At 54.7% G+C, this 24,871-nt stretch carries 9 protein-coding genes, 5 tRNA genes, 6 rRNA genes and 2 pseudogenes; 18 read left to right on the plus strand and 4 right to left on the minus strand.

What is annotated here, in order from left to right; translation table 11 throughout:
- Window positions 1–169: 169 nt before the first annotated feature.
- Complete coding sequence (locus tag AZSP09_RS17570; RefSeq protein WP_152090789.1) at window positions 170–760, minus strand: TetR/AcrR family transcriptional regulator; 591 nt, start codon at window positions 758–760, stop codon at window positions 170–172.
- A gap of 269 nt (window positions 761–1,029) precedes the next feature.
- On the opposite strand from AZSP09_RS17570, the gene AZSP09_RS17575 reads away from it, so the two are divergent.
- The 4 genes from AZSP09_RS17575 to AZSP09_RS17590 are packed head-to-tail and all read left to right on the plus strand — an operon-like array spanning window position 1,030 to window position 7,666.
- On the plus strand, window positions 1,030–2,181 hold the full coding sequence (locus AZSP09_RS17575; protein WP_152090790.1) for an efflux RND transporter periplasmic adaptor subunit: 1,152 nt from the start codon (window positions 1,030–1,032) through the stop codon (window positions 2,179–2,181).
- 10 nt (window positions 2,182–2,191) lie between these two features.
- Entirely contained in the window at window positions 2,192–5,326 is a 3,135-nt protein-coding gene (locus AZSP09_RS17580) for an efflux RND transporter permease subunit (protein ID WP_152090791.1), read from the plus strand.
- Window positions 5,323–6,816 carry an efflux transporter outer membrane subunit gene (locus tag AZSP09_RS17585; protein WP_152090792.1) on the plus strand — a complete coding sequence of 498 codons (1,494 nt, stop codon included), beginning with the start codon at window positions 5,323–5,325 and terminating at the stop codon, window positions 6,814–6,816. The genes AZSP09_RS17580 and AZSP09_RS17585 overlap by 4 nt, the downstream gene beginning before the upstream one ends.
- A gap of 7 nt (window positions 6,817–6,823) precedes the next feature.
- Window positions 6,824–7,666, plus strand: coding sequence for a universal stress protein (locus tag AZSP09_RS17590; RefSeq protein WP_152090793.1), 843 nt, complete (start codon window positions 6,824–6,826; stop codon window positions 7,664–7,666).
- Window positions 7,667–7,705: 39 nt separating this feature from the next.
- Here the strand turns inward: AZSP09_RS17590 and AZSP09_RS17595 are convergent.
- Window positions 7,706–7,840: pseudogene (locus tag AZSP09_RS17595) on the minus strand (HU family DNA-binding protein); the annotation flags it as partial.
- Between the two features lie 32 nt (window positions 7,841–7,872).
- A pseudogene (locus tag AZSP09_RS17600) lies at window positions 7,873–8,977 on the minus strand (IS3 family transposase).
- Window positions 8,978–9,180: 203 nt separating this feature from the next.
- On the opposite strand from AZSP09_RS17600, the gene AZSP09_RS20170 reads away from it, so the two are divergent.
- Together AZSP09_RS20170 and AZSP09_RS20175 are read left to right on the plus strand one after the other, a co-directional pair.
- Window positions 9,181–10,785, plus strand: a complete 1,605-nt coding sequence (locus tag AZSP09_RS20170; RefSeq protein ID WP_197739029.1) for a DEAD/DEAH box helicase family protein — start codon at window positions 9,181–9,183, stop codon at window positions 10,783–10,785.
- 93 nt (window positions 10,786–10,878) lie between these two features.
- Window positions 10,879–11,865, plus strand: a complete 987-nt coding sequence (locus AZSP09_RS20175; protein WP_197739030.1) for a TnsA endonuclease N-terminal domain-containing protein — start codon at window positions 10,879–10,881, stop codon at window positions 11,863–11,865.
- 423 nt (window positions 11,866–12,288) lie between these two features.
- Here AZSP09_RS20175 and AZSP09_RS17610 read toward each other — a convergent pair whose 3' ends face one another.
- Window positions 12,289–13,092: an IclR family transcriptional regulator gene (locus AZSP09_RS17610; RefSeq protein ID WP_152090795.1), complete on the minus strand. Its 804-nt coding sequence runs from the start codon at window positions 13,090–13,092 to the stop codon at window positions 12,289–12,291.
- 151 nt (window positions 13,093–13,243) lie between these two features.
- Between AZSP09_RS17610 and AZSP09_RS17615 the strand changes: the two genes are divergently transcribed.
- From AZSP09_RS17615 to rrf (AZSP09_RS17670), 12 genes are all read left to right on the plus strand, one after another.
- A complete protein-coding gene (locus tag AZSP09_RS17615; RefSeq protein WP_152090796.1) occupies window positions 13,244–13,861 on the plus strand; it encodes a ParA family protein in 618 nt (205 codons plus the stop codon).
- Between the two features lie 121 nt (window positions 13,862–13,982).
- Window positions 13,983–14,059: transfer RNA gene (locus AZSP09_RS17620), tRNA-Met, on the plus strand.
- Between the two features lie 145 nt (window positions 14,060–14,204).
- Window positions 14,205–15,744 (plus strand): 16S ribosomal RNA (locus tag AZSP09_RS17625).
- A gap of 137 nt (window positions 15,745–15,881) precedes the next feature.
- Window positions 15,882–15,958 (plus strand) — tRNA-Ile (locus AZSP09_RS17630).
- Window positions 15,959–15,972: 14 nt separating this feature from the next.
- Window positions 15,973–16,048 (plus strand) — tRNA-Ala (locus AZSP09_RS17635).
- Between the two features lie 225 nt (window positions 16,049–16,273).
- Window positions 16,274–19,159: ribosomal RNA gene (locus AZSP09_RS17640) — 23S ribosomal RNA — on the plus strand.
- Between the two features lie 100 nt (window positions 19,160–19,259).
- Window positions 19,260–19,373, plus strand: a 5S ribosomal RNA gene (gene rrf / locus AZSP09_RS17645).
- 345 nt (window positions 19,374–19,718) lie between these two features.
- Window positions 19,719–21,258, plus strand: a 16S ribosomal RNA gene (locus AZSP09_RS17650).
- A 137-nt stretch (window positions 21,259–21,395) separates the two neighbouring features.
- Window positions 21,396–21,472 (plus strand) — tRNA-Ile (locus AZSP09_RS17655).
- A gap of 14 nt (window positions 21,473–21,486) precedes the next feature.
- Window positions 21,487–21,562: transfer RNA gene (locus tag AZSP09_RS17660), tRNA-Ala, on the plus strand.
- Between the two features lie 225 nt (window positions 21,563–21,787).
- Window positions 21,788–24,673: ribosomal RNA gene (locus AZSP09_RS17665) — 23S ribosomal RNA — on the plus strand.
- A gap of 100 nt (window positions 24,674–24,773) precedes the next feature.
- A 5S ribosomal RNA gene (rrf, locus tag AZSP09_RS17670) occupies window positions 24,774–24,871 on the plus strand.
- Together the 16S, 23S and 5S rRNA genes with 5 tRNA genes alongside form the textbook arrangement of a ribosomal RNA operon.

Below are 24,871 nucleotides of genomic sequence, written 5' to 3' on the forward strand. Positions count from 1 at the left end.
TAGCGAATTCGTGCCACCGCCCTGCTTCGGTTGGGAAGCGACTATTGCCACGAGTTAGTGGGGTGGATCCCCACAAGCATCGCAACGAAGGCATGACTTCATCCCGATCTATCAAGCTCCGGGCTGACTAGCTAGCGATTATAAGGTTGCCACCTGACTGCAGAAATTGTCAGTTTGTGATCACGTACCGAACGACGCGCCGCAACATCTCCCTATCCAAGGTGACGTCTAGGTTAGGATTCCGCAAGGCGCGGATGGATAGCCCCTCCAGAAGAGCTGCCAATATTTCGCAGCGTGACTTGACCGCTGGTGATCCGCCGCCGAACAGATTGTAAAAGGCCTGGAATACTTCCTCGTCACTTTTCTGAATGAGGTTTGCTACTTCAGGGTTACGTGCTGATTCGGCCAGGATTTCCATAGCCAGAGAAGCATTGCCATGGTCAATGTAGCGAGAGGCGCTTCTAACCGCCTGGTCCTCGATAGCCGAAATGGCGTCAGTTTCCTTGGTGGCGTCCTTGACCTCATCGATCAATTGCCCCAATTCGTTGTACTCCCGCGCAACGATCCCTGCGATGATGCCTTCCTTGTTGCCGAAGTAATGATAGATGTGACCAGAACTCATCCCCGCTGCCGCCGATATTTGCGACATGCTTGTCCGATGAAACCCCTCGCGACGCACGCAATCAGCCGCAGCTGCCAGCACCTGTTCTTTCCGCCGCTTGGCAGTCAAGGTTTCGTCCAAATTTTTTGGGGTCGCCATTTTCTCTTCCTTCGTAGATAGGTCTGCTGCCACGTCAGTGTGTTGACTATGTAGCAAGCCAGATAACCATTTTTGCCGGTATTTATTGTAACGCATCTTGCGTTAGGTCGGGCGACCGACCTATACTATTAACAGTTTGTTGGTCGTTCAACCTAACTATTGGTAGTTCTCAGGCATCTTCTTTACTCACTGTCTCTTCTGGCTGCCCAGCCTAGTGGCTTGCCCAAAACATCGGTCGGTCGTTCAACCTAACTATTCGAGCGTATTTTATGAATCATAAAAACAGGCCCCTGGCAGCCAGTACTGCAACACTGATTGCTGTCTGTATGACTTTAGCTGCCTGCGACAAGCCCCAAGGCCCCGCCGGTGCGGCACCTCTGCCCGAAGTCAGTGTATTTACGGTTGAGCCCCGAACGGTGAGGCTCTCATCAGAACTTCCTGGTCGTACCACCGCCTATCTGGTGGCTGAAGTCAGGCCCCAGGTCGGTGGGGTCATACTTCAGCGCGAATTTCGCGAAGGAAGTCAGGTCAAGGCAGGGCAAGTTTTGTATCAGATCGACTCAGCTCCCTATCGTGCCGTCATGGCCCGGGCAGAAGCCAACCTCGAAGCGGCCCGCTTACTCTCTGAACGCTATGAAAAGCTGATCCAGTCGCACGCTATCAGCCAGCAGCAATATGACGATGCGCGTTCTCAGTTCCTTCAGGCCAAGGCAGCCGCAGAGAGCGCTCGTATCGACCTAGGGTATACCCGTATTTCCGCCCCGATCTCTGGTCGTATCGGACGTTCGTCGGTAACCCAGGGGGCATTGGTTACGGCAAACCAGGCCAATGTGCTGGCGAAGGTGCAGCAGCTTGATCCGATCTATGTCGATATCGTCCAGCCCTCTACAGCACTGTTACAGCTCAAGGCTGACCTTGCCAGCGGTCGAGTTAAGAGCGCTGGCGAGGGGCAGGCTGAAATCCGACTAACCCTAGAGAATGGCCAGATCTACCCGCGTGCGGGCAAGCTGCAGTTCTCGGAAGTCAGCGTGGATGAAAGCACCGGTGCCGTGACGTTGCGCGCAGTTTTCCCGAATCCGGATGGAATCCTGTTGCCGGGCATGTTCGTACGTGCACAACTGCAGGAGGGCGAACGCGACCAGGCGCTGCTGGTTCCTCAGCGTGGCGTTACCCGGGACAGCCAGGGCAGGGCCGTGGCGCTGGTGCTTGATGCCAAGGACACTGTTCAACTGCGTTCGCTGAGCACTGAACGCAGCGTCGACGGTCAGTGGCTGGTTCGGGACGGCATTAAGGCCGGCGACCGTGTAGTCATCGACGGTTTGCAGCGCGTCCAGCCCGGCATGCAGGTCAAGCCGGTCCCGGCCACTTCGGATGAATCCTCGCGTGCAGCTGACGGCCAACAGGCCCAGGCAAGCAAGTAGGGAGGGGGTTATGCCTAGATTCTTCATCGACCGCCCGATTTTTGCCTGGGTCATTGCCATTGTCATCATGCTGGCTGGCGCCTTGTCAATCCGCTCTCTACCGGTCAACCAATATCCCAACGTCGCGCCGCCGGCCATCGGCATCATGGCTAGCTATCCTGGTGCTTCGGCGCAGACCGTGCAGGACACCGTCACTCAGGTAATTGAACAGCAACTCAGCGGACTCGACGGCCTCCGCTACATCCGCTCAGAAAGCAACGCTGACGGTAGTGTGGTTATCGTCGTCACCTTTGAGCAACACATCGACCCAAACATCGCCCAAGTGCAAGTGCAGAACAAGCTGCAACTGGCTACGCCCATGCTGCCGCAAGCGGTGCAGCAACTCGGCCTGCGCGTAGTCAAGTATCAGATCAACTTCATGTTGGTCGCCGCGCTGGTATCCGAGGATGGTCGGTTGGACAACTTTGCGCTGGGCGACCTGATTGTCTCGCAGCTACAGGATCCTCTGACCCGCACCAAAGGTGTTGGCGATTTCCTGGGATTGGGGGCCCAGAACGCAATGCGCGTCTGGCTCGATCCGCTCAAGCTTAACAACTACAAGCTGATGCCCAGCGACGTGATTGCGGCGATCGAGGCGCAAAACGTACAGGTCTCATCTGGCCAACTCGGCGGACGCCCGACCGCAGGGAAGGTCGGACTCAACGCAACCGTAATTGGCAAGACCCTGCTCCAAACTCCGGAACAATTCCAGAACATCTTGCTCAAGGTAAACCCGGACGGTTCGCAGGTTCGTCTTCGCGACGTCGGGGAGGTGGGGCTCGGGTCAGAGACGTATACCTTCAACACTACTTCCGATGGCAGGCCCAGTGCAGGTATTGCTCTACGTCTGGCCAGTGGCGGCAATACTTTGGAGGCGGTCAATGCAGTACGGGAAACCTTGACTCGGTTGGAGCCGACCCTGCCACCCGGCGTCAAGATCATCTATCCCTATGACACCGCGCCGGTGGTGAGCGCGTCAATCAACGGGGTGGTGCACACCCTGGTCGAAGCCATCGTGCTGGTTTTCCTGATCATGTACCTGTTCCTGCAGAACTGGCGTGCTACGCTGATTCCGACTCTCGCCGTGCCCGTGGTACTGCTGGGCACCTTCGGCGTCATGGCTGCATTTGGTTTCACCATCAACATCCTGACAATGTTTGGGTTGGTATTGGCGATCGGCCTGCTGGTGGACGATGCCATCGTGGTCGTGGAGAACGTCGAGCGCCTGATGGTAGAGGAGGGTCTGCCACCGTTGGAGGCGACACGCAAGTCAATGGACCAAATCTCCGGTGCCTTGGTTGGCATTGGCTTGGTGTTGTCTGCGGTGTTCGTACCGATGGCCTTCTTCGGTGGTTCTACCGGTGTGATCTATCGTCAGTTTTCGCTGACCATCGTCACTGCCATGGCCTTATCCGTTCTGGTGGCATTGATCTTCACCCCGGCCCTGTGCGCCACCATCCTCAAGCCGGTACACCATGATCCCCAATCGAAGAAGGGATTCTTTGGCTGGTTTAACCGTAGCTTCGAGCGTAATGCGCAACGCTACGAGCGTGGTGTCGGACGCGTTCTCGCCGGTCGCGGGCGCTATCTGCTGGCCTTCGCCATGATTGTAGTGGCACTGGCTACCCTGTTCCCGCAACTCCCAACCTCCTTCCTGCCTGGTGAGGATCAGGGCACGATGTTCGTGCAGGTGGAACTACCCGCCAATGCCACCTTGGAGCAGACCGATGAAGTCCTAACCGAAGTGGTTCGTCACTTCAAGGACAATGAGGGTGACAGCGTCAAGGCTGTGTTTACCGTGAGCGGGTTCAACTTTGCTGGCCGTGGGCAGAACTCGGGTTTGGCCTTTGTCCAGCTTAAACCTTGGGAAGAGCGTAAGAGCAACGTATTTGAACTCCAGGCACGGGCCATGCAGCACTTTGCGCAAATCCGGAAAGGTGTGGTGTTGGCCTTCCCGCCGCCAGCGATCATGGAACTCGGGAACGCGACCGGCTTTAACCTTTTCCTGCAGGACCATAGCGGGCTGGGGCATGAGCACCTGATGCAAGCACGCACACAATTTATGGTCGAGGCCACTAAGCATCCGGCGCTGGCTATGGTACGCCCTAACGGCAAGGATGATGAGCCGCAGTACCAAGTCCTGATTGATGACGAAAAGGCCCGTACCCATGGTGTCAGCCTGGCCGACGTAAATACCACGATGTCGACGGTATGGGGGTCTGCCTACGTGAATAACTTCATCGACCGGGGACGAATCAAACGTGTGTTCGTCCAGGGGGTGCCCCAGGCGCGCATTACCGAGGAAGACTTTGGCAAATGGTACGTGCGCAATGCCGAGGGCAAGATGGTGTCCTTTGCATCTTTTGCTACCGGCAAGTGGGTGAAGGGCTCTCCCAAACTGGAACGCTACAACGGGGTGCCGGCTATTGAAATCCTAGGTCAGCCAGCACCGGGCTATAGCTCAGGTGATGCCATGCATGCAGTTGCAGAGATTGCCGAGAAACTGCCACCCGGGATCAGTCTGGCCTGGACCGGTCTTTCCTACGAGGAGCGTCTGTCTGGCTCACAGGCACCAGCACTATATGCGCTGTCGCTTATTGCCGTGTTCCTGTGCTTGGCAGCTCTTTACGAGAGTTGGTCGATTCCATTCTCGGTGCTTCTGGTCGTTCCACTTGGTGTCATCGGTACGGTCATCGCTGTGCTAATGCGAGGTCTGGAAAATGACGTGTTCTTCCAGATCGGCCTACTCACCACTGTCGGCCTGTCGGCCAAGAACGCAATCCTCATTGTCGAGTTTGCGAAGGATCTCTACGAACGGCAGGGACGCACGCTGGCGCAGGCTGCCGTGGAAGCTGCTCGACTACGCCTGCGACCGATCATCATGACGTCCTTGGCCTTCAGCATGGGTGTGCTTCCACTAGCGATATCAGGCGGTGCCAGTTCCGGCAGTAAGCATGCCATTGGTACCGGGGTTGTTGGCGGCATGGTCACTGCGACATTCCTGGCAATTTTCTTCATTCCGCTGTTTTACGTCGTGGTGTCCTCGTTGTTCCAGAAAAAACGGGACGTTAAGGCTGATCTGTCTCAGAAGGAGGCTTCCACATGAGTGCCGCACCTATCCGCGTGCTGTTGCCCGTCTTTGTTGCCGCGCTACTGACAGGATGTATGGGCACCTTGGCACCTCGCTATGAACAGCCAGCCGCACCGATCCCGACACAGTGGCCAAAATCGACCGGCGTATTAGCCGAAAAACCGATAGACATCCCCTGGCAGACCCTTGTCGCTGATCCTCGCCTACGCCAGGTTGTTCAACTAGCCTTGGACAACAACCGGGACCTGCGGGTGGCTGTACTCAATATTGAAAAGGCGCGGGCACAGTACGGCATTCAGCGTGCCACCCTTTTCCCCGAGGTAAGCGCAGGGCTGGGCGGTAATTCTGGGAGGACACCAGCGTCCGTTTCTCCTACCGGAACTACCGTCGTCAACCATGTTTACAGTGCCAACTTAGGGGTTACTGCCTACGAGCTCGATTTGTTTGGCCGGGTACGCAGTTTGAACGAGCAAGCCTTGCAACAGTACCTTGCTAGCGAAGAGGCTCAGCGCGCCTCCCGGATAGGTCTGATCTCTGAAGTAGCTGTCACTTACTTTAACCTGGCGGCAGACATCGAACGGCTTACCCTGGCGCGTGACACCTTAGGCAGCCGCCAGCAAGCCTACGATCTTCAACGTCAACTACGTGAGTTCGGCAGCACTTCCGATCTGACGCTACGCCAAGCGGAAGCAGAGCAGGAGGCTGCGCAAGACTTGGCCTTAGCACTGGAAAGTACGGTAGCCACGGATCGCAACGCACTGGAACTGCTAGTGGGGACGCCGCTGCCGACTGAGTTACACCCGGATGCCCCCCTTGAGGCCATGCTTGCCATGCAAGACCTGCCTACCGGCCTGCCATCGGACCTGTTGCAGCGGCGGCCGGATATCCTTGCCGCAGAACATGTCTTGATCGGGGCGCAGGCCAACATTGGTGCTGCTCGTGCCGCCTTTTTTCCTCGCATCACCCTGACCGGTGGCTTTGGCCGTGCCAGCGACTCTCTTTCTGACCTCTTCGATGGCGCTAGCCGTGCCTGGAACTTCCTGCCGCAGATTAGCATCCCGATCTTCACTGGTGGTCGGTTGAACGCCAACCTAAAGGTAGCTGAGGTAGATAGGGATATTGCGCTAGCCAGCTACGAACGCTCGATTCAGGCAGCTTTCCGCGAAGTAGCAGATTCCTTGGCTGTACGTGCAACGTTGGATGGTCGGCTATCCGCACAACAGCGACAGGTCGATGCTTCCAACGCTGCCTACAAGTTAGTCAGACAGAGATACGACAATGGCGTATCTGGTTACCTAGAGGTCTTGGATGCACAGCGTACTTTACATGCTGCCCAGCAGAACTGGATCGCTGTACGCCAAGCCAAGCTAGCCAATCTAGTGACTCTGTACAAAGCACTCGGTGGAGATTTGTCGTTGGGTACCGTTGAAGCCAATAAAGCTACGAACTCCACAGACCCTTTTGGCCGCAACAATGACGAACGGCTTGCCGTACGCTCTCAGTGAGGAATATATGTCGCACATGATCCAGGATATTGCAGTTCTTTTCGATGACAGCCCCCATGGGCTTACTACTCTAGAAACAGCGGCTCGCCTGGCAAGCAAACAGAAAGCCAAGCTTATCGGAATCACCACAACGGACAAGGGTGAAGCTACTCTCGAAGATGGATTTGCTCGAGGAAAGGGTATTGCTGACGTCATCCACAAGCTCAAAGTATCTACAGAGGAACACCTGCGTCGTAGGGCTGAGAAATTGACCAGTACAGCTAGCCGCCATGGTATCAGTAGCGAGTTCCGAACTATCCCGTATTTTGACGACGGCAAGGTTGATCTTAACTCGTTGTACAGTGACCTTGTAGTTGTCGGCGCTTCGGAAACGCCAGGAGCTCCCTTCGGCTGGTCGTACATCAAAGCGCTTCAGCGGACCGGAATTCCTCTGGTCATCGTCCCTCAATCCTGGGGTGACCGTCCGATTGGACGGAAGATTACCGTAGCTTGGAATGCCAGCCGCCAGGCCCGCCGCGCTGTCGCTGACGCCTTTCCACTACTCCTCTCCGCGGATACAGTAGATTTGCTAATCGTCGATCCAGAACATAACGCCGAAATGCACGGCAAGTACCCCGGTGCCGACATGGCTACCTATCTGGCCCACCACGGTGTAGAGGTGAAGTTGCGACGTACCTTCTCTCAAGGAAAATCTATCGCAGAAGTGATTGTTGCCAACGCAGTTGTGTTGGACTCCGACCTCATCGTTTTTGGGGCCTACAGCCGTTCCCAGATCAGCGAAGCGGTGCTTGGTGGCGTCAGCCGAACCTTGCTAGCAGAAGTTCCTCTACCCCTTTTCGTGTCCTGCTGATTTTTTGACAGTACCTGTTAACCTACCTGTTAATCACTTCTACACTTCTACAAGTGCAGGTACTACCGATGTTTCAACTTGTTCTCGCATTTCCTTACCTGCCTTGAAGTGAGGCACATACTTGGCTGGAACTGCAACTTTTTCCCCTGTTTTTGGATTTCGTCCTACTCGGGGCGACGTCCCCCCATCATCAGTAGCGGGTTGAATTAGAGTCCGGGGTTACTGTAACGGATTTCAATGCAAGTGTTTTGGCGTAGGCGGCAGGCGTCAAACCGCCCAGGGATTTCTTCGGTCGCTCCTCGTTGTACTCCCTGCGCCAGGCCTCGATCAGCACCTTGGCCTGCTGCAGACTGGTGAACCAGTGCTCATTCAGGCATTCATCCCGAAATCGGCCATTGAATGACTCGATGTAGGCGTTCTGATTCGGCTTGCCGGGTTCGATCAGATACAGCCTGACACCTCGCGCATGCGCCCAGTCCAGCATCGCACGGCCGCAGAACTCCTTGCTGTTGTCCGTGCGGATTGCCTGCGGCAAGCCACGTGTGAACGCCAAACGATCCAGGATACGAGTCAGCACTATCCCGCTGATGGCTCGCTCTGGAACGATGGCAATGGCTTCGTGAGTCGCATCATCCACAATGGTCAAACTCTTGATGCAGCGCCCGTCACCTGTCCGATCAAACACGAAGTCCATTGACCAGACTTGGTCGGGCTGTAGTGGGCGAAGCAAGGGTTGCCTGTCCGCTACCGGGACTTTCTTCCGCTTGCGCGTCTTCACTTGCAGACCTGCTTCTGCGTACAACCGCTCAACACGCTTGTGATTGACGGCCATGCCGGCCTGTCTCAGCTTCAGATAGATCATGCCCGCTCCATAACGCCTGTGCCGTTGTGCCAGCGCGATGATCTGCGCCTTCAATGCTTCGTTTTTGTCCGGGGTGGGTTGGTAGCGATAGGCGCTGGCGCTCATGCCAATGATGCGCAGTGCCTTGCGTTCGCTCATGCCTTCAGTGGTCATGTGGCGCACCAGATCACGTCGTGACGGTGCGCTCACCACTTTTTTCTGAGGGCTTCCTTCGTGATATCGTTCTCAAGCATCGACTCAGCCAGGAGCTTCTTCAGCCGGCTGTTCTCGGCCTCCAGCTCCCTCAGCCGTTTGGCATCCGACACACTCATCCCGCCAAACTTGTTCCGCCACAGGTAGTAACTGGCTTCCGAGAAACCGTGCCGACGGCAGAGTTCCGCTACCGGCAGCCCGGCTTCGCCTTCCTTCAAAAAACCAATGATCTGTTCTTCGGTAAATCGCTTCTTCATGTCCAATCTCCTATCAGGTGGGATTGGACTCTAAAATCAGCTGCTACTCAATTCCGGGGGGACGTCGCTGCAACCGGCGGTGGTGGATATCCCTGGCAAGAATGACATGGTCAAAGGTGCATACAAGGTTCCAGGTGATGCCGGCACCATCCGCGTGAAAATAACCGACCTGCTCTCGGAGTCGTGGGAAGGAAGCGTAAGCAATGGCGACTAAGCGTTCACCCAAGGCGGTGAGCGCGTCGCTCGACTTTGCCTTCTTCCAGTTTCTTTGGCAGTTCTATCAGGGCAACCGAGGCACGATCCGCTCCCACTACAAAGAGCTGACGCGCAAGTTCCTCGACTTCAACAACCCGGAAAAGAACCCGAAAGCCTTCTTACGCCAACCTCAGTTCGAGGCACTGGAAACCTACGTTTTTCTCAAGGAGTTCCTTGGCAACGCCAAGGTTGAGGAGATCTTTCAGCACTGGTTCGAAAAACAAGGCCGTTTTGCAGATCGGGCTGAAGGTGGTGTGGTTTCGGGAAATACCGCTCAGATCGGCTTGTTCGACAAGATCACGCAGGATCAGTACAAGGCTGTGTTCGCGGCAATGCGGAAAAACTCGCGTGCCTACCCAAACTACATCTTTGCGCTGACGATGGGTACCGGTAAAACCATCCTGATGGCTACCTGTATCTTCTATGAATTCCTGCTGGGCAACAAATTTGAGAAGGATGCGCGCTACTGCCATAACGCATTAGTGTTTGCGCCGGACAAGACCGTGCTGCAGTCCCTCAAGGAAATCGAGTCCTTTGACTTGACCCGCGTTGTGCCACCAGAGTACGTCAATTTCCTGACTGCTCATTTGCGCTTCCATTACCTCGAAGAGGCTGGTACATCGCTGGATACCCTGGACCGCTCGCGCTTCAACATTATTGTCTCGAACACGCAGAAGATCATTCTCAAGCGCCAGCACAAGGAGAAAACTTCCGTCGATAAACTGTTCGGCGCGACCGGGGAAACCGTCGCTGCCAGCGGCGTTTATGCAGATGCGGCTGACCTCTACAACTTCGATCAACCCGAAGAAGAGGGCGAGCTGACGACCAACCAGCGCTTTGAGAAGCTGCGCCGCTTGGAGCAGTTGGGCATCTATGTGGACGAGGCTCACCATGCTTTCGGCAAGACTCTAGCCAAGGACATGGGTGTAGGCGCCAAGGAAACCGACACTAGCTTGCGGACGACCATTGATGTCCTGGCGGCCAGCTTGAACGCTGCAGGCACCCGCGTAGTGGCTTGCTACAACTACACAGGCACGCCGTATGTGGGTCGTGAAGTGTTGCCTGAGGTTGTTTACGCCTATGGCTTGAAAGAGGCAATCGACAAGGCTTTCCTAAAAAAAGTGACGCTGCATGGCTACTCCAATACGCGCACCGACGAATTCGTCGACATCGCCATCGAGAGTTTTCTGAAGGAGACCGACGGGTTGCGACCCGAAGGGCTTTCTCCGAAATTGGCGTTCTTTGCCGCCACCATCGACGAACTGACCGAGGAACTGAAACCAGCCGTTGAGCGTGCTCTGCTCAAGCACGGCATTCCAACCTCCCGTATCTTGGTCAACGTGGGTGACGATAAGCTCACCACCAACGACGACATCCGAGAGTTCAACCGGCTAGATACAGAAGGTTCTGAAAAGCAGTTCATTCTCTTGGTCAACAAGGGACGAGAAGGCTGGAACTGTCGCTCGTTGTTCGGTGTTGGCCTATTCCGCGAACCGAAGTCCAAGGTGTTCGTGCTCCAGGCAACGATGCGCTGCCTACGCGCCATTGGCTAGGCACAGCATACCGGTCATGTATTCCTCTCGGACGACAACCTGAACACGCTCAATGACGAGCTTCAACAAAACTTCCGCATCAGTGCTGATGAGTTGCAAAAAACAGCCAAGGACAAGGAAACAGTACAAATTCGCGTGGTCGAGCCTCCCGTTAAGATAAAGCTGGTTCGCGTTCGAAAGCAGTATCAGATGCGAGAAAAGGCGGTCGTTCCTGGTCAGAGGCTTGGTCTCGACCGAAACGATAAAGAATATTGGAACAGCCTCGTTGAGAAGTACCGTTTGATCGAAACGCAGCAGGATGGTCTGACGGCTGCAGATGCAGCACGCGCCTCCGGTAGCCGCACCTTCGATCTGACCTCAAGGCGGGAGAAACGTGTCTTCTCGCGGCTGTCGCTGGTCGCTGAGGTGTCCCGATACCTCAATAGGAGTCCGCTTGAGATCGAGGATTTGCTCGACTCAACAAAGGAAGGCACCAACGAACTGGTTGCTATCACCAACGAGTTCAACGAACTGCTTTACGATGAGATTATTCCGCGCCTGTTCAGGCAACTCTACGACCTCGATGAGTCTCAGAAAACCGAAGAGCACGAAGTCGATTTGATCAAAATTCCTTCGAACGGCTACTACGAAGTATCGGCCGCAAAGGACAAGATCGTCCGTATGAACGACGCGCAGATCAAGGATGAGGAGCGCGCAAAGAGCTTTCACCTCGATACCTACTGTTTCGATTCTGGCTCAGAGAACTGGCTTTTCTGGGATCTGCTTCGCGAGCAACGGGTGAAGAAAATCTACTTCACTGGAATGCTCACCCACGGCCAGTCCGATTTTTTCATCCAGTACATCGACCCAGACTCGCGCACGGTGCGCAGCTACTACCCGGACTTTATCTTCCAACGCGAAGAACCGGATGGCAGCTTGAAGTACGTCATTGTCGAGGTAAAGGCTGACAACCAGATCGAAGATGCCGTAGTGCAGGCCAAGAAGGAGTTTGCCCAGCAGATTGCTGTAGCCAGCGGGATGGAATATCGCCTGCTCAAGTCTTCTGATGCGGACAAGCGGCATTTCCGGATGCTGCTGTGAGGTTAAGGTGAAAGGCGCGCTCTTCGTTTATTTCGCATTCAGTGATGCAATACTCGCGGACGCGACCATCCGGCCATGCTGTCGTTCCGCCAGTCATCCTCAATTGCAGCCACGTCTAGTAGATCGTGTACGGGCCGATCTCTAGATGCGGAGGCAATTAGCCTTCATCCCGAGGACGCACGCGCTCGATGGTGTAAACCTCGATAAGCCTAGTCGTTCGGCGATCCAGCCAGTATGGAGAGGGCTGTAAGTGCAACGGATGTGAGCCGTTGCTCAATCCTAGAGCTGCAGTCGGTTGGGGGTATGTTTGGGGGTACCAGTGACTTTCATTAACTGTTTTAAATGTTTTTAAACAACGCATTACGTATTGTTGTTTTGTCTTGGTACCCGCACCATCCCTCTCTCTTTTCCCTGTTTGCCTGCTCAGGCCGGGCCCGGTTCGTGATAACCCAGCCGGTGCGATAAATCCTGGGCGGCTTGCCGGATGGCGGCGGCAATGTTGCTGTCCCAGTCGCTGGCAAAGTTGCCGATCGGCCCCAGGGAAGTGATTGCCGCCACCATGGTGCCCGTCTGGTTGAATACCGGCGCACTGAAACCGTTGATACCCGGAGAGTAGCTGCCGCTGGCCCGGGCAATGCCCTGGTTGCGGATTTCCGACAGCAGGCCGTCCATATCCCGGCGCGCAGCCGCCAGGGTGGTGCCGTTCGCTTCCGCGTTCGCCTTGATTTCGACTTCCAGCAGCTGGCGCAGGTAGGGGGAGCGGAAAAAGGCGGCAAACGCTCGACCCGTGGCCGAACTGGCCAGCGGCAGGACGGTGCCGGCGCGCAACGCAACGGTGATCGGTCCGCCGGCCTCCAGCAGGCGGACCACCGTGGCACCATGATTCCCCCATACGGCCAGGGCAACGGTTTCACCCAGGCGCTCGCAGAGGTCCTCCAATATCGGGGTGGCGAGGCGAACCGGATCCAGCCGGCCCATGGCGGCCAAGCCCAGTTCCAGGGAGAAACTGCCCAGGTCATAGCGGCCGCTGGTCTGGTCCTGCTCGACCAGGCCCATGCGAATGAGGCTGACCAGGTAGCGGTGGGCCTTGGCGGCGGGCATGCCGGCAGCCTTGGCCAGGTCCCGCAGCATCATGGCGCGGCCATTGGCTGCCAGCGCCTGCAATAACTTGCCCCCCACTTCGATGGATTGAATTCCCTGGCGGTCCTTGGTTTTTGGCTTTTCCATATATGACTTAAGTAGCAAACCCGGTCGCCATATTACATCCGTGTGCGCCCAATCGGGGAGCCGCCGCTGTCAGTACCTTCGCATATAATCATCCGAGACCGTCGTGGCCCAAATGTCAGTACGGCTTTTATCGAGTGAGAAAGGGGTGGGTATGCAAGCAATTCTGGTGGCCAATCCGAAGGGGGGGTGTGGCAAGACAACCTTGGCGACAAATCTGGCCGGCTATTTCGCCAACCAGGGCAACAAGGTCACCTTGTGTGATTTGGATCGCCAGCAATCCTCCCTGCGCTGGATGGCCTTCCGCGATCCGGAGATGGCACCGGTGACCGGATACTTCGCGGGTAATCAGGTGATGTTCAATCCGCCCCAGGATGTGGATCAGGTGGTGCTGGACGCCCCGGCCGGCCTGCAGGGCTATAAGCTTTCCGACTACCTGCGTCGTGTCGATAAGGTTATCGTTCCGGTGGTGCCTTCCATATTTGATATGGCGGCAACGGAGGATTTCCTCAATTCATTGCGCCAGGAAACCCGCGGTCGGCGGCAGATGCTGGGCATTGTTGCCATGCGGGTGGATCCCCGAACCCGTGCTGCGGCGATGCTGGAGGAGTTTTTGCGTCATTTCGATATTCCCATTGTTAGTTATCTGCGCAACACCCAGAACTACGTAAACGTAGCTGCCGCAGGGCTTTCCGTCTTTGACCCTCCCCGCGCTAAGTTCAAGCGAGATCACGAACAGTGGGATTCCCTCTTGCAGTGGCTCTCCGACTAGGCTATAGTTCGCCTCCCTCAACGCACCAGCCGGTGCAGCCAAGCGAAAGCAAAGCAAGAAACAAACCGGCAGGGGTTGACGAGGTGTAGAGAAAGTGATAATATCTCGCTTCTCTGACGGACGCGGGGTGGAGCAGTCTGGCAGCTCGTCGGGCTCATAACCCGAAGGTCGTAGGTTCAAATCCTGCCCCCGCAACCAGCTCTTTAAAAAATAGGACAACCGATAGGTGTAGGTGCTTGGTTGGGTGTTCCGGCTTAGGTCGGACAAATGAATCAAGCGCTTGCACAAAGATGTAGTCAAGGAAACTTGAATATATCCGTCAAGCGAGTTTTAAGCAGAGATTAAACTGAAGAGTTTGATCCTGGCTCAGATTGAACGCTGGCGGCATGCCTTACACATGCAAGTCGAACGGCAGCACGGGAGCTTGCTCCTGGTGGCGAGTGGCGAACGGGTGAGTAATACATCGGAACGTACCCAGGAGTGGGGGATAACGTAGCGAAAGTTACGCTAATACCGCATATTCTGTGAGCAGGAAAGCGGGGGATCGCAAGACCTCGCGCTCTTGGAGCGGCCGATGTCGGATTAGCTAGTTGGTGAGGTAAAAGCTCACCAAGGCGACGATCCGTAGCAGGTCTGAGAGGATGATCTGCCACACTGGGACTGAGACACGGCCCAGACTCCTACGGGAGGCAGCAGTGGGGAATTTTGGACAATGGGGGCAACCCTGATCCAGCCATGCCGCGTGAGTGAAGAAGGCCTTCGGGTTGTAAAGCTCTTTCGGCGGGGAAGAAATGGCAACGGCTAATATCCGTTGTTGATGACGGTACCCGCATAAGAAGCACCGGCTAACTACGTGCCAGCAGCCGCGGTAATACGTAGGGTGCGAGCGTTAATCGGAATTACTGGGCGTAAAGCGTGCGCAGGCGGTTTCGTAAGACAGACGTGAAATCCCCGGGCTCAACCTGGGAACTGCGTTTGTGACTGCGAGGCTAGAGTACGGCAGAGGGGGGTAGAATTCCACGTGTAGCAGTGAAATGCGTAGAGATGTGGAGGAATACCGATGGCGAAGGCAGCCCCCTGGGTTAGTACTGACGCTCATGCACGAAAGCGTGGGGAGCAAACAGGATTAGATACCCTGGTAGTCCACGCCCTAAACGATGTCAACTAGGTGTTGGAAGGGTTAAACCTTTTAGTACCGCAGCTAACGCGTGAAGTTGACCGCCTGGGGAGTACGGCCGCAAGGTTAAAACTCAAAGGAATTGACGGGGACCCGCACAAGCGGTGGATGATGTGGATTAATTCGATGCAACGCGAAAAACCTTACCTACCCTTGACATGCCAGGAACTTTCCAGAGATGGATTGGTGCCCGAAAGGGAGCCTGGACACAGGTGCTGCATGGCTGTCGTCAGCTCGTGTCGTGAGATGTTGGGTTAAGTCCCGCAACGAGCGCAACCCTTGTCATTAATTGCCATCATTCAGTTGGGCACTTTAATGAGACTGCCGGTGACAAACCGGAGGAAGGTGGGGATGACGTCAAGTCCTCATGGCCCTTATGGGTAGGGCTTCACACGTCATACAATGGTCGGTACAGAGGGTTGCCAAGCCGCGAGGTGGAGCCAATCCCAGAAAGCCGATCGTAGTCCGGATCGCAGTCTGCAACTCGACTGCGTGAAGTCGGAATCGCTAGTAATCGCGGATCAGCATGTCGCGGTGAATACGTTCCCGGGTCTTGTACACACCGCCCGTCACACCATGGGAGTGGGTTCTACCAGAAGTAGTTAGCCTAACCGTAAGGAGGGCGATTACCACGGTAGGATTCATGACTGGGGTGAAGTCGTAACAAGGTAGCCGTATCGGAAGGTGCGGCTGGATCACCTCCTTTCTAGAGAAAAGCATCCTCCAAGCATCTACAACCTATCGGTTGTTCAAGTAACAGCATGAGGGAAAGGCCAGGAGCAGGAGTAGCGCGCAGGCGTACTGACTCCGGGTCCTCTACTGACCCTTCGGTAAGAGAAGTTTGGGTCAGTAGCTCAGTCGGTTAGAGCACCGTCTTGATAAGGCGGGGGTCGTAGGTTCGATTCCTACCTGACCCACCAACGCTTCATCAGGCGGGGGCATAGCTCAGTTGGGAGAGCGCCAGCTTTGCAAGCTGGATGTCGTCGGTTCGATCCCGTCTGCCTCCACCAACCCCTTCGGTTGTCTGCAAGAGCTCATACGTAAGCACGGATGCTTAGGTCTGACCTCTTGGTCAATGCTGTTTGCTCTTTAACAAAATGGAGAAGGTTGTATATCTGGAGCCGAAACCAAGCCAGATATACATTGTGATTGCATCGTATCGCGTTACAGCTAGCGCGATACAAACACAAACTGAGTTGCTTATAACTGCCTCGGAAGAGGCCTCAAAGTTATAGGATCAAGCGACTAAGTGCATGTGGTGGATGCCTTGGCGATTACAGGCGATGAAGGACGTGCAAGCCTGCGAAAAGCTCTGGGGAGCTGGCAACGAAGCTTTGATCCAGAGATGTCCGAATGGGGAAACCCACTCCGCAAGGAGTATCCCTGACTGAATACATAGGTCAGTGGAGGCGAACCCGGTGAACTGAAACATCTAAGTAGCCGGAGGAAAAGAAATCAACCGAGATTCCCAAAGTAGTGGCGAGCGAAATGGGAACAGCCTGCAAGTGATAGCGAATCTGTTAGCGGAAGACTCTGGAAAGTGTCGCCGTAGTGGGTGATAGCCCCGTACGCGAAAACAGGATCGTGGTACTAAGTTTGCGACAAGTAGGGCGGGGCACGTGAAACCCTGTCTGAATATGGGGGGACCATCCTCCAAGGCTAAATACTCGTAATCGACCGATAGTGAACCAGTACCGTGAGGGAAAGGCGAAAAGAACCCCGGGAGGGGAGTGAAATAGATCCTGAAACCGCATGCATACAAACAGTGGGAGCCCCTTCGTGGGGTGACTGCGTACCTTTTGTATAATGGGTCAGCGACTTACGTTATGTTGCGAGCTTAACCGAGTAGGGAAGGCGTAGGGAAACCGAGTCTGATAAGGGCGTTAAGTAGCATGGCGTAGACCCGAAACCGGATGATCTATCCATGGCCAGGATGAAGGTGCGGTAACACGCACTGGAGGTCCGAACCCACTAACGTTGAAAAGTTAGGGGATGAGCTGTGGATAGGGGTGAAAGGCTAAACAAATCCGGAAATAGCTGGTTCTCTCCGAAAACTATTTAGGTAGTGCCTCAAGTATCACCTACGGGGGTAAAGCACTGTAATGGTTGAAGGGGTCATCGCGACTTACTTCGCCATAGCAAACTCTGAATACCGTAGAGTGCGAGCTTGGGAGACAGACATCGGGTGCTAACGTCCGGTGTCAAGAGGGAAACAACCCAGACCGCCGATTAAGGTCCCAAAGACATAGTTAAGTGGGAAACGAGGTGGGAAGGCTCAGACAGCCAGGAGGTTGGCTTAGAAGCAGCCATCCTTTAAAGAAAGCGTAATAGCTCACTGGTCGAGTCGTCCTGCGCGGAAGATGTAACGGGGCTCAAACTATGCACCGAAATCGCGGATATCCTTTGGATATGGTAGGAGAGCGTTCTGTAGGCCGTTGAAGGTGTCTCGTGAGGGATGCTGGAGGTATCAGAAGTGCGAATGCTGACATGAGTAGCGATAAAGGGAGTGAAAAGCTCCCTCGCCGAAAGCCCAAGGTTTCCTGCGCAACGTTCATCGGCGCAGGGTGAGTCGGCCCCTAAGGCGAGGCTGAAAAGCGTAGTCGATGGGAAACAGGTTAATATTCCTGTACCTCAATGTAATGCGATGGGGGGACGGAGAAGGTTAGGTCAGCCGGGTGTTGGACGTCCCGGTTTAAGCGTGTAGGCGTGCCCCTTAGGCAAATCCGGGGGGCTAAGCTGAGGCGTGACGACGAGCGCTCTTTGAGCGCGAAGTGATTGATACCAAGCTTCCAAGAAAAGCCTCTAAGCTTCAGTTACATTGGGACCGTACCGCAAACCGACACAGGTGGGCAGGATGAGAATTCTAAGGCGCTTGAGAGAACTCAGGAGAAGGAACTCGGCAAATTGGCACCGTAACTTCGGGATAAGGTGCGCCCCGGTAGGGTGTAGAGACTTGCTCTCGAAGCTCGATGGGGTTGCAGTGAAATGGTGGCTGCGACTGTTTAATAAAAACACAGCACTCTGCAAACACGAAAGTGGACGTATAGGGTGTGACGCCTGCCCGGTGCCGGAAGGTTAAGTGATGGGGTGCAAGCTCTTGATCGAAGCCCCGGTAAACGGCGGCCGTAACTATAACGGTCCTAAGGTAGCGAAATTCCTTGTCGGGTAAGTTCCGACCTGCACGAATGGCGTAACGATGGCCACACTGTCTCCTCCTGAGACTCAGCGAAATTGAAATGTTTGTGAAGATGCAATCTCCCCGCGGCTAGACGGAAAGACCCCATGAACCTTTACTGTAGCTTTGCATTGGACTTTGAACCGATCTGTGTAGGATAGGTGGGAGACTGTGAGACCAGGACGCTAGTTCTGGTGGAGTCGTCCTTGAAATACCACCCTGGTTTGTTTGAGGTTCTAACCATGGCCTGTGAATCCAGGTCTGGGACCGTGCATGGTAGGCAGTTTGACTGGGGCGGTCTCCTCCCAAAAGGTAACGGAGGAGTACGAAGGTACGCTAGGTACGGTCGGACATCGTGCTAATAGTGCAATGGCATAAGCGTGCTTGACTGCGAGACCCACAAGTCGAGCAGGTGCGAAAGCAGGTCATAGTGATCCGGTGGTTCTGTATGGAAGGGCCATCGCTCAACGGATAAAAGGTACTCTGGGGATAACAGGCTGATACCGCCCAAGAGTTCATATCGACGGCGGTGTTTGGCACCTCGATGTCGGCTCATCTCATCCTGGGGCTGTAGCCGGTCCCAAGGGTATGGCTGTTCGCCATTTAAAGAGGTACGTGAGCTGGGTTTAAAACGTCGTGAGACAGTTTGGTCCCTATCTGCCGTGGGCGCTGGAAGTTTGAGGGGGGCTGCTCCTAGTACGAGAGGACCGGAGTGGACGTACCCCTGGTGTACCGGTTGTGACGCCAGTCGCATCGCCGGGTAGCTAAGTACGGAAGAGATAACCGCTGAAAGCATCTAAGCGGGAAACTCGCCTCAAGATTAGACTTCCCCGGGGCTTCGAGCCCCCTAAAGGGTCGTGGAAGACCACCACGTTGATAGGTCGGGTGTGGAAGCGCAGTAATGCGTTAAGCTAACCGATACTAATTGCCCGTGCGGCTTGATCCTATAACTCTGAGATCAAAGCGCTTCAGTTTGAAACGCAATCACATTTAACCTTCTCCCATTTTGCGCTCGACGTCACTCGACGGCGAGCGAACAAGTTACGCTTGGCGGCCATAGCGCTCTGGACCCACCCCTTCCCATCCCGAACAGGACCGTGAAACAGAGTTGCGCCGATGATAGTGCATACTTCATGTGCGAAAGTAGGTCACCGCCAGGCTCCCCTTACAACACCCCAGCTACCTCGTGGCTGGGGTGTTTGCTTCTCTAAGGGTGAGCCGCATGCGTAATTAAGCAAAAAGCTAAAAAAATTTCAGCCAAGTGCAAATAGTGCTTGGCAGCAGTAAAAGAAGTATGTAGAATGCGCGTCTTTCGTTGCTACGGCGACGCGGCAGATTGAGATAAGATCTTGATTTGCAAGCTCTTTAAAAAATAGGACAACCGATAGGTGTAGGTGCTTGGTTGGGTGTTCCGGCTTAGGTCGGACAAATGAATCAAGCGCTTGCACAAAGATGTAGTCAAGGAAACTTGAATATATCCGTCAAGCGAGTTTTAAGCAGAGATTAAACTGAAGAGTTTGATCCTGGCTCAGATTGAACGCTGGCGGCATGCCTTACACATGCAAGTCGAACGGCAGCACGGGAGCTTGCTCCTGGTGGCGAGTGGCGAACGGGTGAGTAATACATCGGAACGTACCCAGGAGTGGGGGATAACGTAGCGAAAGTTACGCTAATACCGCATATTCTGTGAGCAGGAAAGCGGGGGATCGCAAGACCTCGCGCTCTTGGAGCGGCCGATGTCGGATTAGCTAGTTGGTGAGGTAAAAGCTCACCAAGGCGACGATCCGTAGCAGGTCTGAGAGGATGATCTGCCACACTGGGACTGAGACACGGCCCAGACTCCTACGGGAGGCAGCAGTGGGGAATTTTGGACAATGGGGGCAACCCTGATCCAGCCATGCCGCGTGAGTGAAGAAGGCCTTCGGGTTGTAAAGCTCTTTCGGCGGGGAAGAAATGGCAACGGCTAATATCCGTTGTTGATGACGGTACCCGCATAAGAAGCACCGGCTAACTACGTGCCAGCAGCCGCGGTAATACGTAGGGTGCGAGCGTTAATCGGAATTACTGGGCGTAAAGCGTGCGCAGGCGGTTTCGTAAGACAGACGTGAAATCCCCGGGCTCAACCTGGGAACTGCGTTTGTGACTGCGAGGCTAGAGTACGGCAGAGGGGGGTAGAATTCCACGTGTAGCAGTGAAATGCGTAGAGATGTGGAGGAATACCGATGGCGAAGGCAGCCCCCTGGGTTAGTACTGACGCTCATGCACGAAAGCGTGGGGAGCAAACAGGATTAGATACCCTGGTAGTCCACGCCCTAAACGATGTCAACTAGGTGTTGGAAGGGTTAAACCTTTTAGTACCGCAGCTAACGCGTGAAGTTGACCGCCTGGGGAGTACGGCCGCAAGGTTAAAACTCAAAGGAATTGACGGGGACCCGCACAAGCGGTGGATGATGTGGATTAATTCGATGCAACGCGAAAAACCTTACCTACCCTTGACATGCCAGGAACTTTCCAGAGATGGATTGGTGCCCGAAAGGGAGCCTGGACACAGGTGCTGCATGGCTGTCGTCAGCTCGTGTCGTGAGATGTTGGGTTAAGTCCCGCAACGAGCGCAACCCTTGTCATTAATTGCCATCATTCAGTTGGGCACTTTAATGAGACTGCCGGTGACAAACCGGAGGAAGGTGGGGATGACGTCAAGTCCTCATGGCCCTTATGGGTAGGGCTTCACACGTCATACAATGGTCGGTACAGAGGGTTGCCAAGCCGCGAGGTGGAGCCAATCCCAGAAAGCCGATCGTAGTCCGGATCGCAGTCTGCAACTCGACTGCGTGAAGTCGGAATCGCTAGTAATCGCGGATCAGCATGTCGCGGTGAATACGTTCCCGGGTCTTGTACACACCGCCCGTCACACCATGGGAGTGGGTTCTACCAGAAGTAGTTAGCCTAACCGTAAGGAGGGCGATTACCACGGTAGGATTCATGACTGGGGTGAAGTCGTAACAAGGTAGCCGTATCGGAAGGTGCGGCTGGATCACCTCCTTTCTAGAGAAAAGCATCCTCCAAGCATCTACAACCTATCGGTTGTTCAAGTAACAGCATGAGGGAAAGGCCAGGAGCAGGAGTAGCGCGCAGGCGTACTGACTCCGGGTCCTCTACTGACCCTTCGGTAAGAGAAGTTTGGGTCAGTAGCTCAGTCGGTTAGAGCACCGTCTTGATAAGGCGGGGGTCGTAGGTTCGATTCCTACCTGACCCACCAACGCTTCATCAGGCGGGGGCATAGCTCAGTTGGGAGAGCGCCAGCTTTGCAAGCTGGATGTCGTCGGTTCGATCCCGTCTGCCTCCACCAACCCCTTCGGTTGTCTGCAAGAGCTCATACGTAAGCACGGATGCTTAGGTCTGACCTCTTGGTCAATGCTGTTTGCTCTTTAACAAAATGGAGAAGGTTGTATATCTGGAGCCGAAACCAAGCCAGATATACATTGTGATTGCATCGTATCGCGTTACAGCTAGCGCGATACAAACACAAACTGAGTTGCTTATAACTGCCTCGGAAGAGGCCTCAAAGTTATAGGATCAAGCGACTAAGTGCATGTGGTGGATGCCTTGGCGATTACAGGCGATGAAGGACGTGCAAGCCTGCGAAAAGCTCTGGGGAGCTGGCAACGAAGCTTTGATCCAGAGATGTCCGAATGGGGAAACCCACTCCGCAAGGAGTATCCCTGACTGAATACATAGGTCAGTGGAGGCGAACCCGGTGAACTGAAACATCTAAGTAGCCGGAGGAAAAGAAATCAACCGAGATTCCCAAAGTAGTGGCGAGCGAAATGGGAACAGCCTGCAAGTGATAGCGAATCTGTTAGCGGAAGACTCTGGAAAGTGTCGCCGTAGTGGGTGATAGCCCCGTACGCGAAAACAGGATCGTGGTACTAAGTTTGCGACAAGTAGGGCGGGGCACGTGAAACCCTGTCTGAATATGGGGGGACCATCCTCCAAGGCTAAATACTCGTAATCGACCGATAGTGAACCAGTACCGTGAGGGAAAGGCGAAAAGAACCCCGGGAGGGGAGTGAAATAGATCCTGAAACCGCATGCATACAAACAGTGGGAGCCCCTTCGTGGGGTGACTGCGTACCTTTTGTATAATGGGTCAGCGACTTACGTTATGTTGCGAGCTTAACCGAGTAGGGAAGGCGTAGGGAAACCGAGTCTGATAAGGGCGTTAAGTAGCATGGCGTAGACCCGAAACCGGATGATCTATCCATGGCCAGGATGAAGGTGCGGTAACACGCACTGGAGGTCCGAACCCACTAACGTTGAAAAGTTAGGGGATGAGCTGTGGATAGGGGTGAAAGGCTAAACAAATCCGGAAATAGCTGGTTCTCTCCGAAAACTATTTAGGTAGTGCCTCAAGTATCACCTACGGGGGTAAAGCACTGTAATGGTTGAAGGGGTCATCGCGACTTACTTCGCCATAGCAAACTCTGAATACCGTAGAGTGCGAGCTTGGGAGACAGACATCGGGTGCTAACGTCCGGTGTCAAGAGGGAAACAACCCAGACCGCCGATTAAGGTCCCAAAGACATAGTTAAGTGGGAAACGAGGTGGGAAGGCTCAGACAGCCAGGAGGTTGGCTTAGAAGCAGCCATCCTTTAAAGAAAGCGTAATAGCTCACTGGTCGAGTCGTCCTGCGCGGAAGATGTAACGGGGCTCAAACTATGCACCGAAATCGCGGATATCCTTTGGATATGGTAGGAGAGCGTTCTGTAGGCCGTTGAAGGTGTCTCGTGAGGGATGCTGGAGGTATCAGAAGTGCGAATGCTGACATGAGTAGCGATAAAGGGAGTGAAAAGCTCCCTCGCCGAAAGCCCAAGGTTTCCTGCGCAACGTTCATCGGCGCAGGGTGAGTCGGCCCCTAAGGCGAGGCTGAAAAGCGTAGTCGATGGGAAACAGGTTAATATTCCTGTACCTCAATGTAATGCGATGGGGGGACGGAGAAGGTTAGGTCAGCCGGGTGTTGGACGTCCCGGTTTAAGCGTGTAGGCGTGCCCCTTAGGCAAATCCGGGGGGCTAAGCTGAGGCGTGACGACGAGCGCTCTTTGAGCGCGAAGTGATTGATACCAAGCTTCCAAGAAAAGCCTCTAAGCTTCAGTTACATTGGGACCGTACCGCAAACCGACACAGGTGGGCAGGATGAGAATTCTAAGGCGCTTGAGAGAACTCAGGAGAAGGAACTCGGCAAATTGGCACCGTAACTTCGGGATAAGGTGCGCCCCGGTAGGGTGTAGAGACTTGCTCTCGAAGCTCGATGGGGTTGCAGTGAAATGGTGGCTGCGACTGTTTAATAAAAACACAGCACTCTGCAAACACGAAAGTGGACGTATAGGGTGTGACGCCTGCCCGGTGCCGGAAGGTTAAGTGATGGGGTGCAAGCTCTTGATCGAAGCCCCGGTAAACGGCGGCCGTAACTATAACGGTCCTAAGGTAGCGAAATTCCTTGTCGGGTAAGTTCCGACCTGCACGAATGGCGTAACGATGGCCACACTGTCTCCTCCTGAGACTCAGCGAAATTGAAATGTTTGTGAAGATGCAATCTCCCCGCGGCTAGACGGAAAGACCCCATGAACCTTTACTGTAGCTTTGCATTGGACTTTGAACCGATCTGTGTAGGATAGGTGGGAGACTGTGAGACCAGGACGCTAGTTCTGGTGGAGTCGTCCTTGAAATACCACCCTGGTTTGTTTGAGGTTCTAACCATGGCCTGTGAATCCAGGTCTGGGACCGTGCATGGTAGGCAGTTTGACTGGGGCGGTCTCCTCCCAAAAGGTAACGGAGGAGTACGAAGGTACGCTAGGTACGGTCGGACATCGTGCTAATAGTGCAATGGCATAAGCGTGCTTGACTGCGAGACCCACAAGTCGAGCAGGTGCGAAAGCAGGTCATAGTGATCCGGTGGTTCTGTATGGAAGGGCCATCGCTCAACGGATAAAAGGTACTCTGGGGATAACAGGCTGATACCGCCCAAGAGTTCATATCGACGGCGGTGTTTGGCACCTCGATGTCGGCTCATCTCATCCTGGGGCTGTAGCCGGTCCCAAGGGTATGGCTGTTCGCCATTTAAAGAGGTACGTGAGCTGGGTTTAAAACGTCGTGAGACAGTTTGGTCCCTATCTGCCGTGGGCGCTGGAAGTTTGAGGGGGGCTGCTCCTAGTACGAGAGGACCGGAGTGGACGTACCCCTGGTGTACCGGTTGTGACGCCAGTCGCATCGCCGGGTAGCTAAGTACGGAAGAGATAACCGCTGAAAGCATCTAAGCGGGAAACTCGCCTCAAGATTAGACTTCCCCGGGGCTTCGAGCCCCCTAAAGGGTCGTGGAAGACCACCACGTTGATAGGTCGGGTGTGGAAGCGCAGTAATGCGTTAAGCTAACCGATACTAATTGCCCGTGCGGCTTGATCCTATAACTCTGAGATCAAAGCGCTTCAGTTTGAAACGCAATCACATTTAACCTTCTCCCATTTTGCGCTCGACGTCACTCGACGGCGAGCGAACAAGTTACGCTTGGCGGCCATAGCGCTCTGGACCCACCCCTTCCCATCCCGAACAGGACCGTGAAACAGAGTTGCGCCGATGATAGTGCATACTTCATGTGCGAAAG

The sequence above is a fragment of the Azospira sp. I09 genome (assembly GCF_009177135.1).
In the GTDB taxonomy this organism is placed as follows: Bacteria; Pseudomonadota; Gammaproteobacteria; order Burkholderiales; family Rhodocyclaceae; genus Azospira; species Azospira oryzae.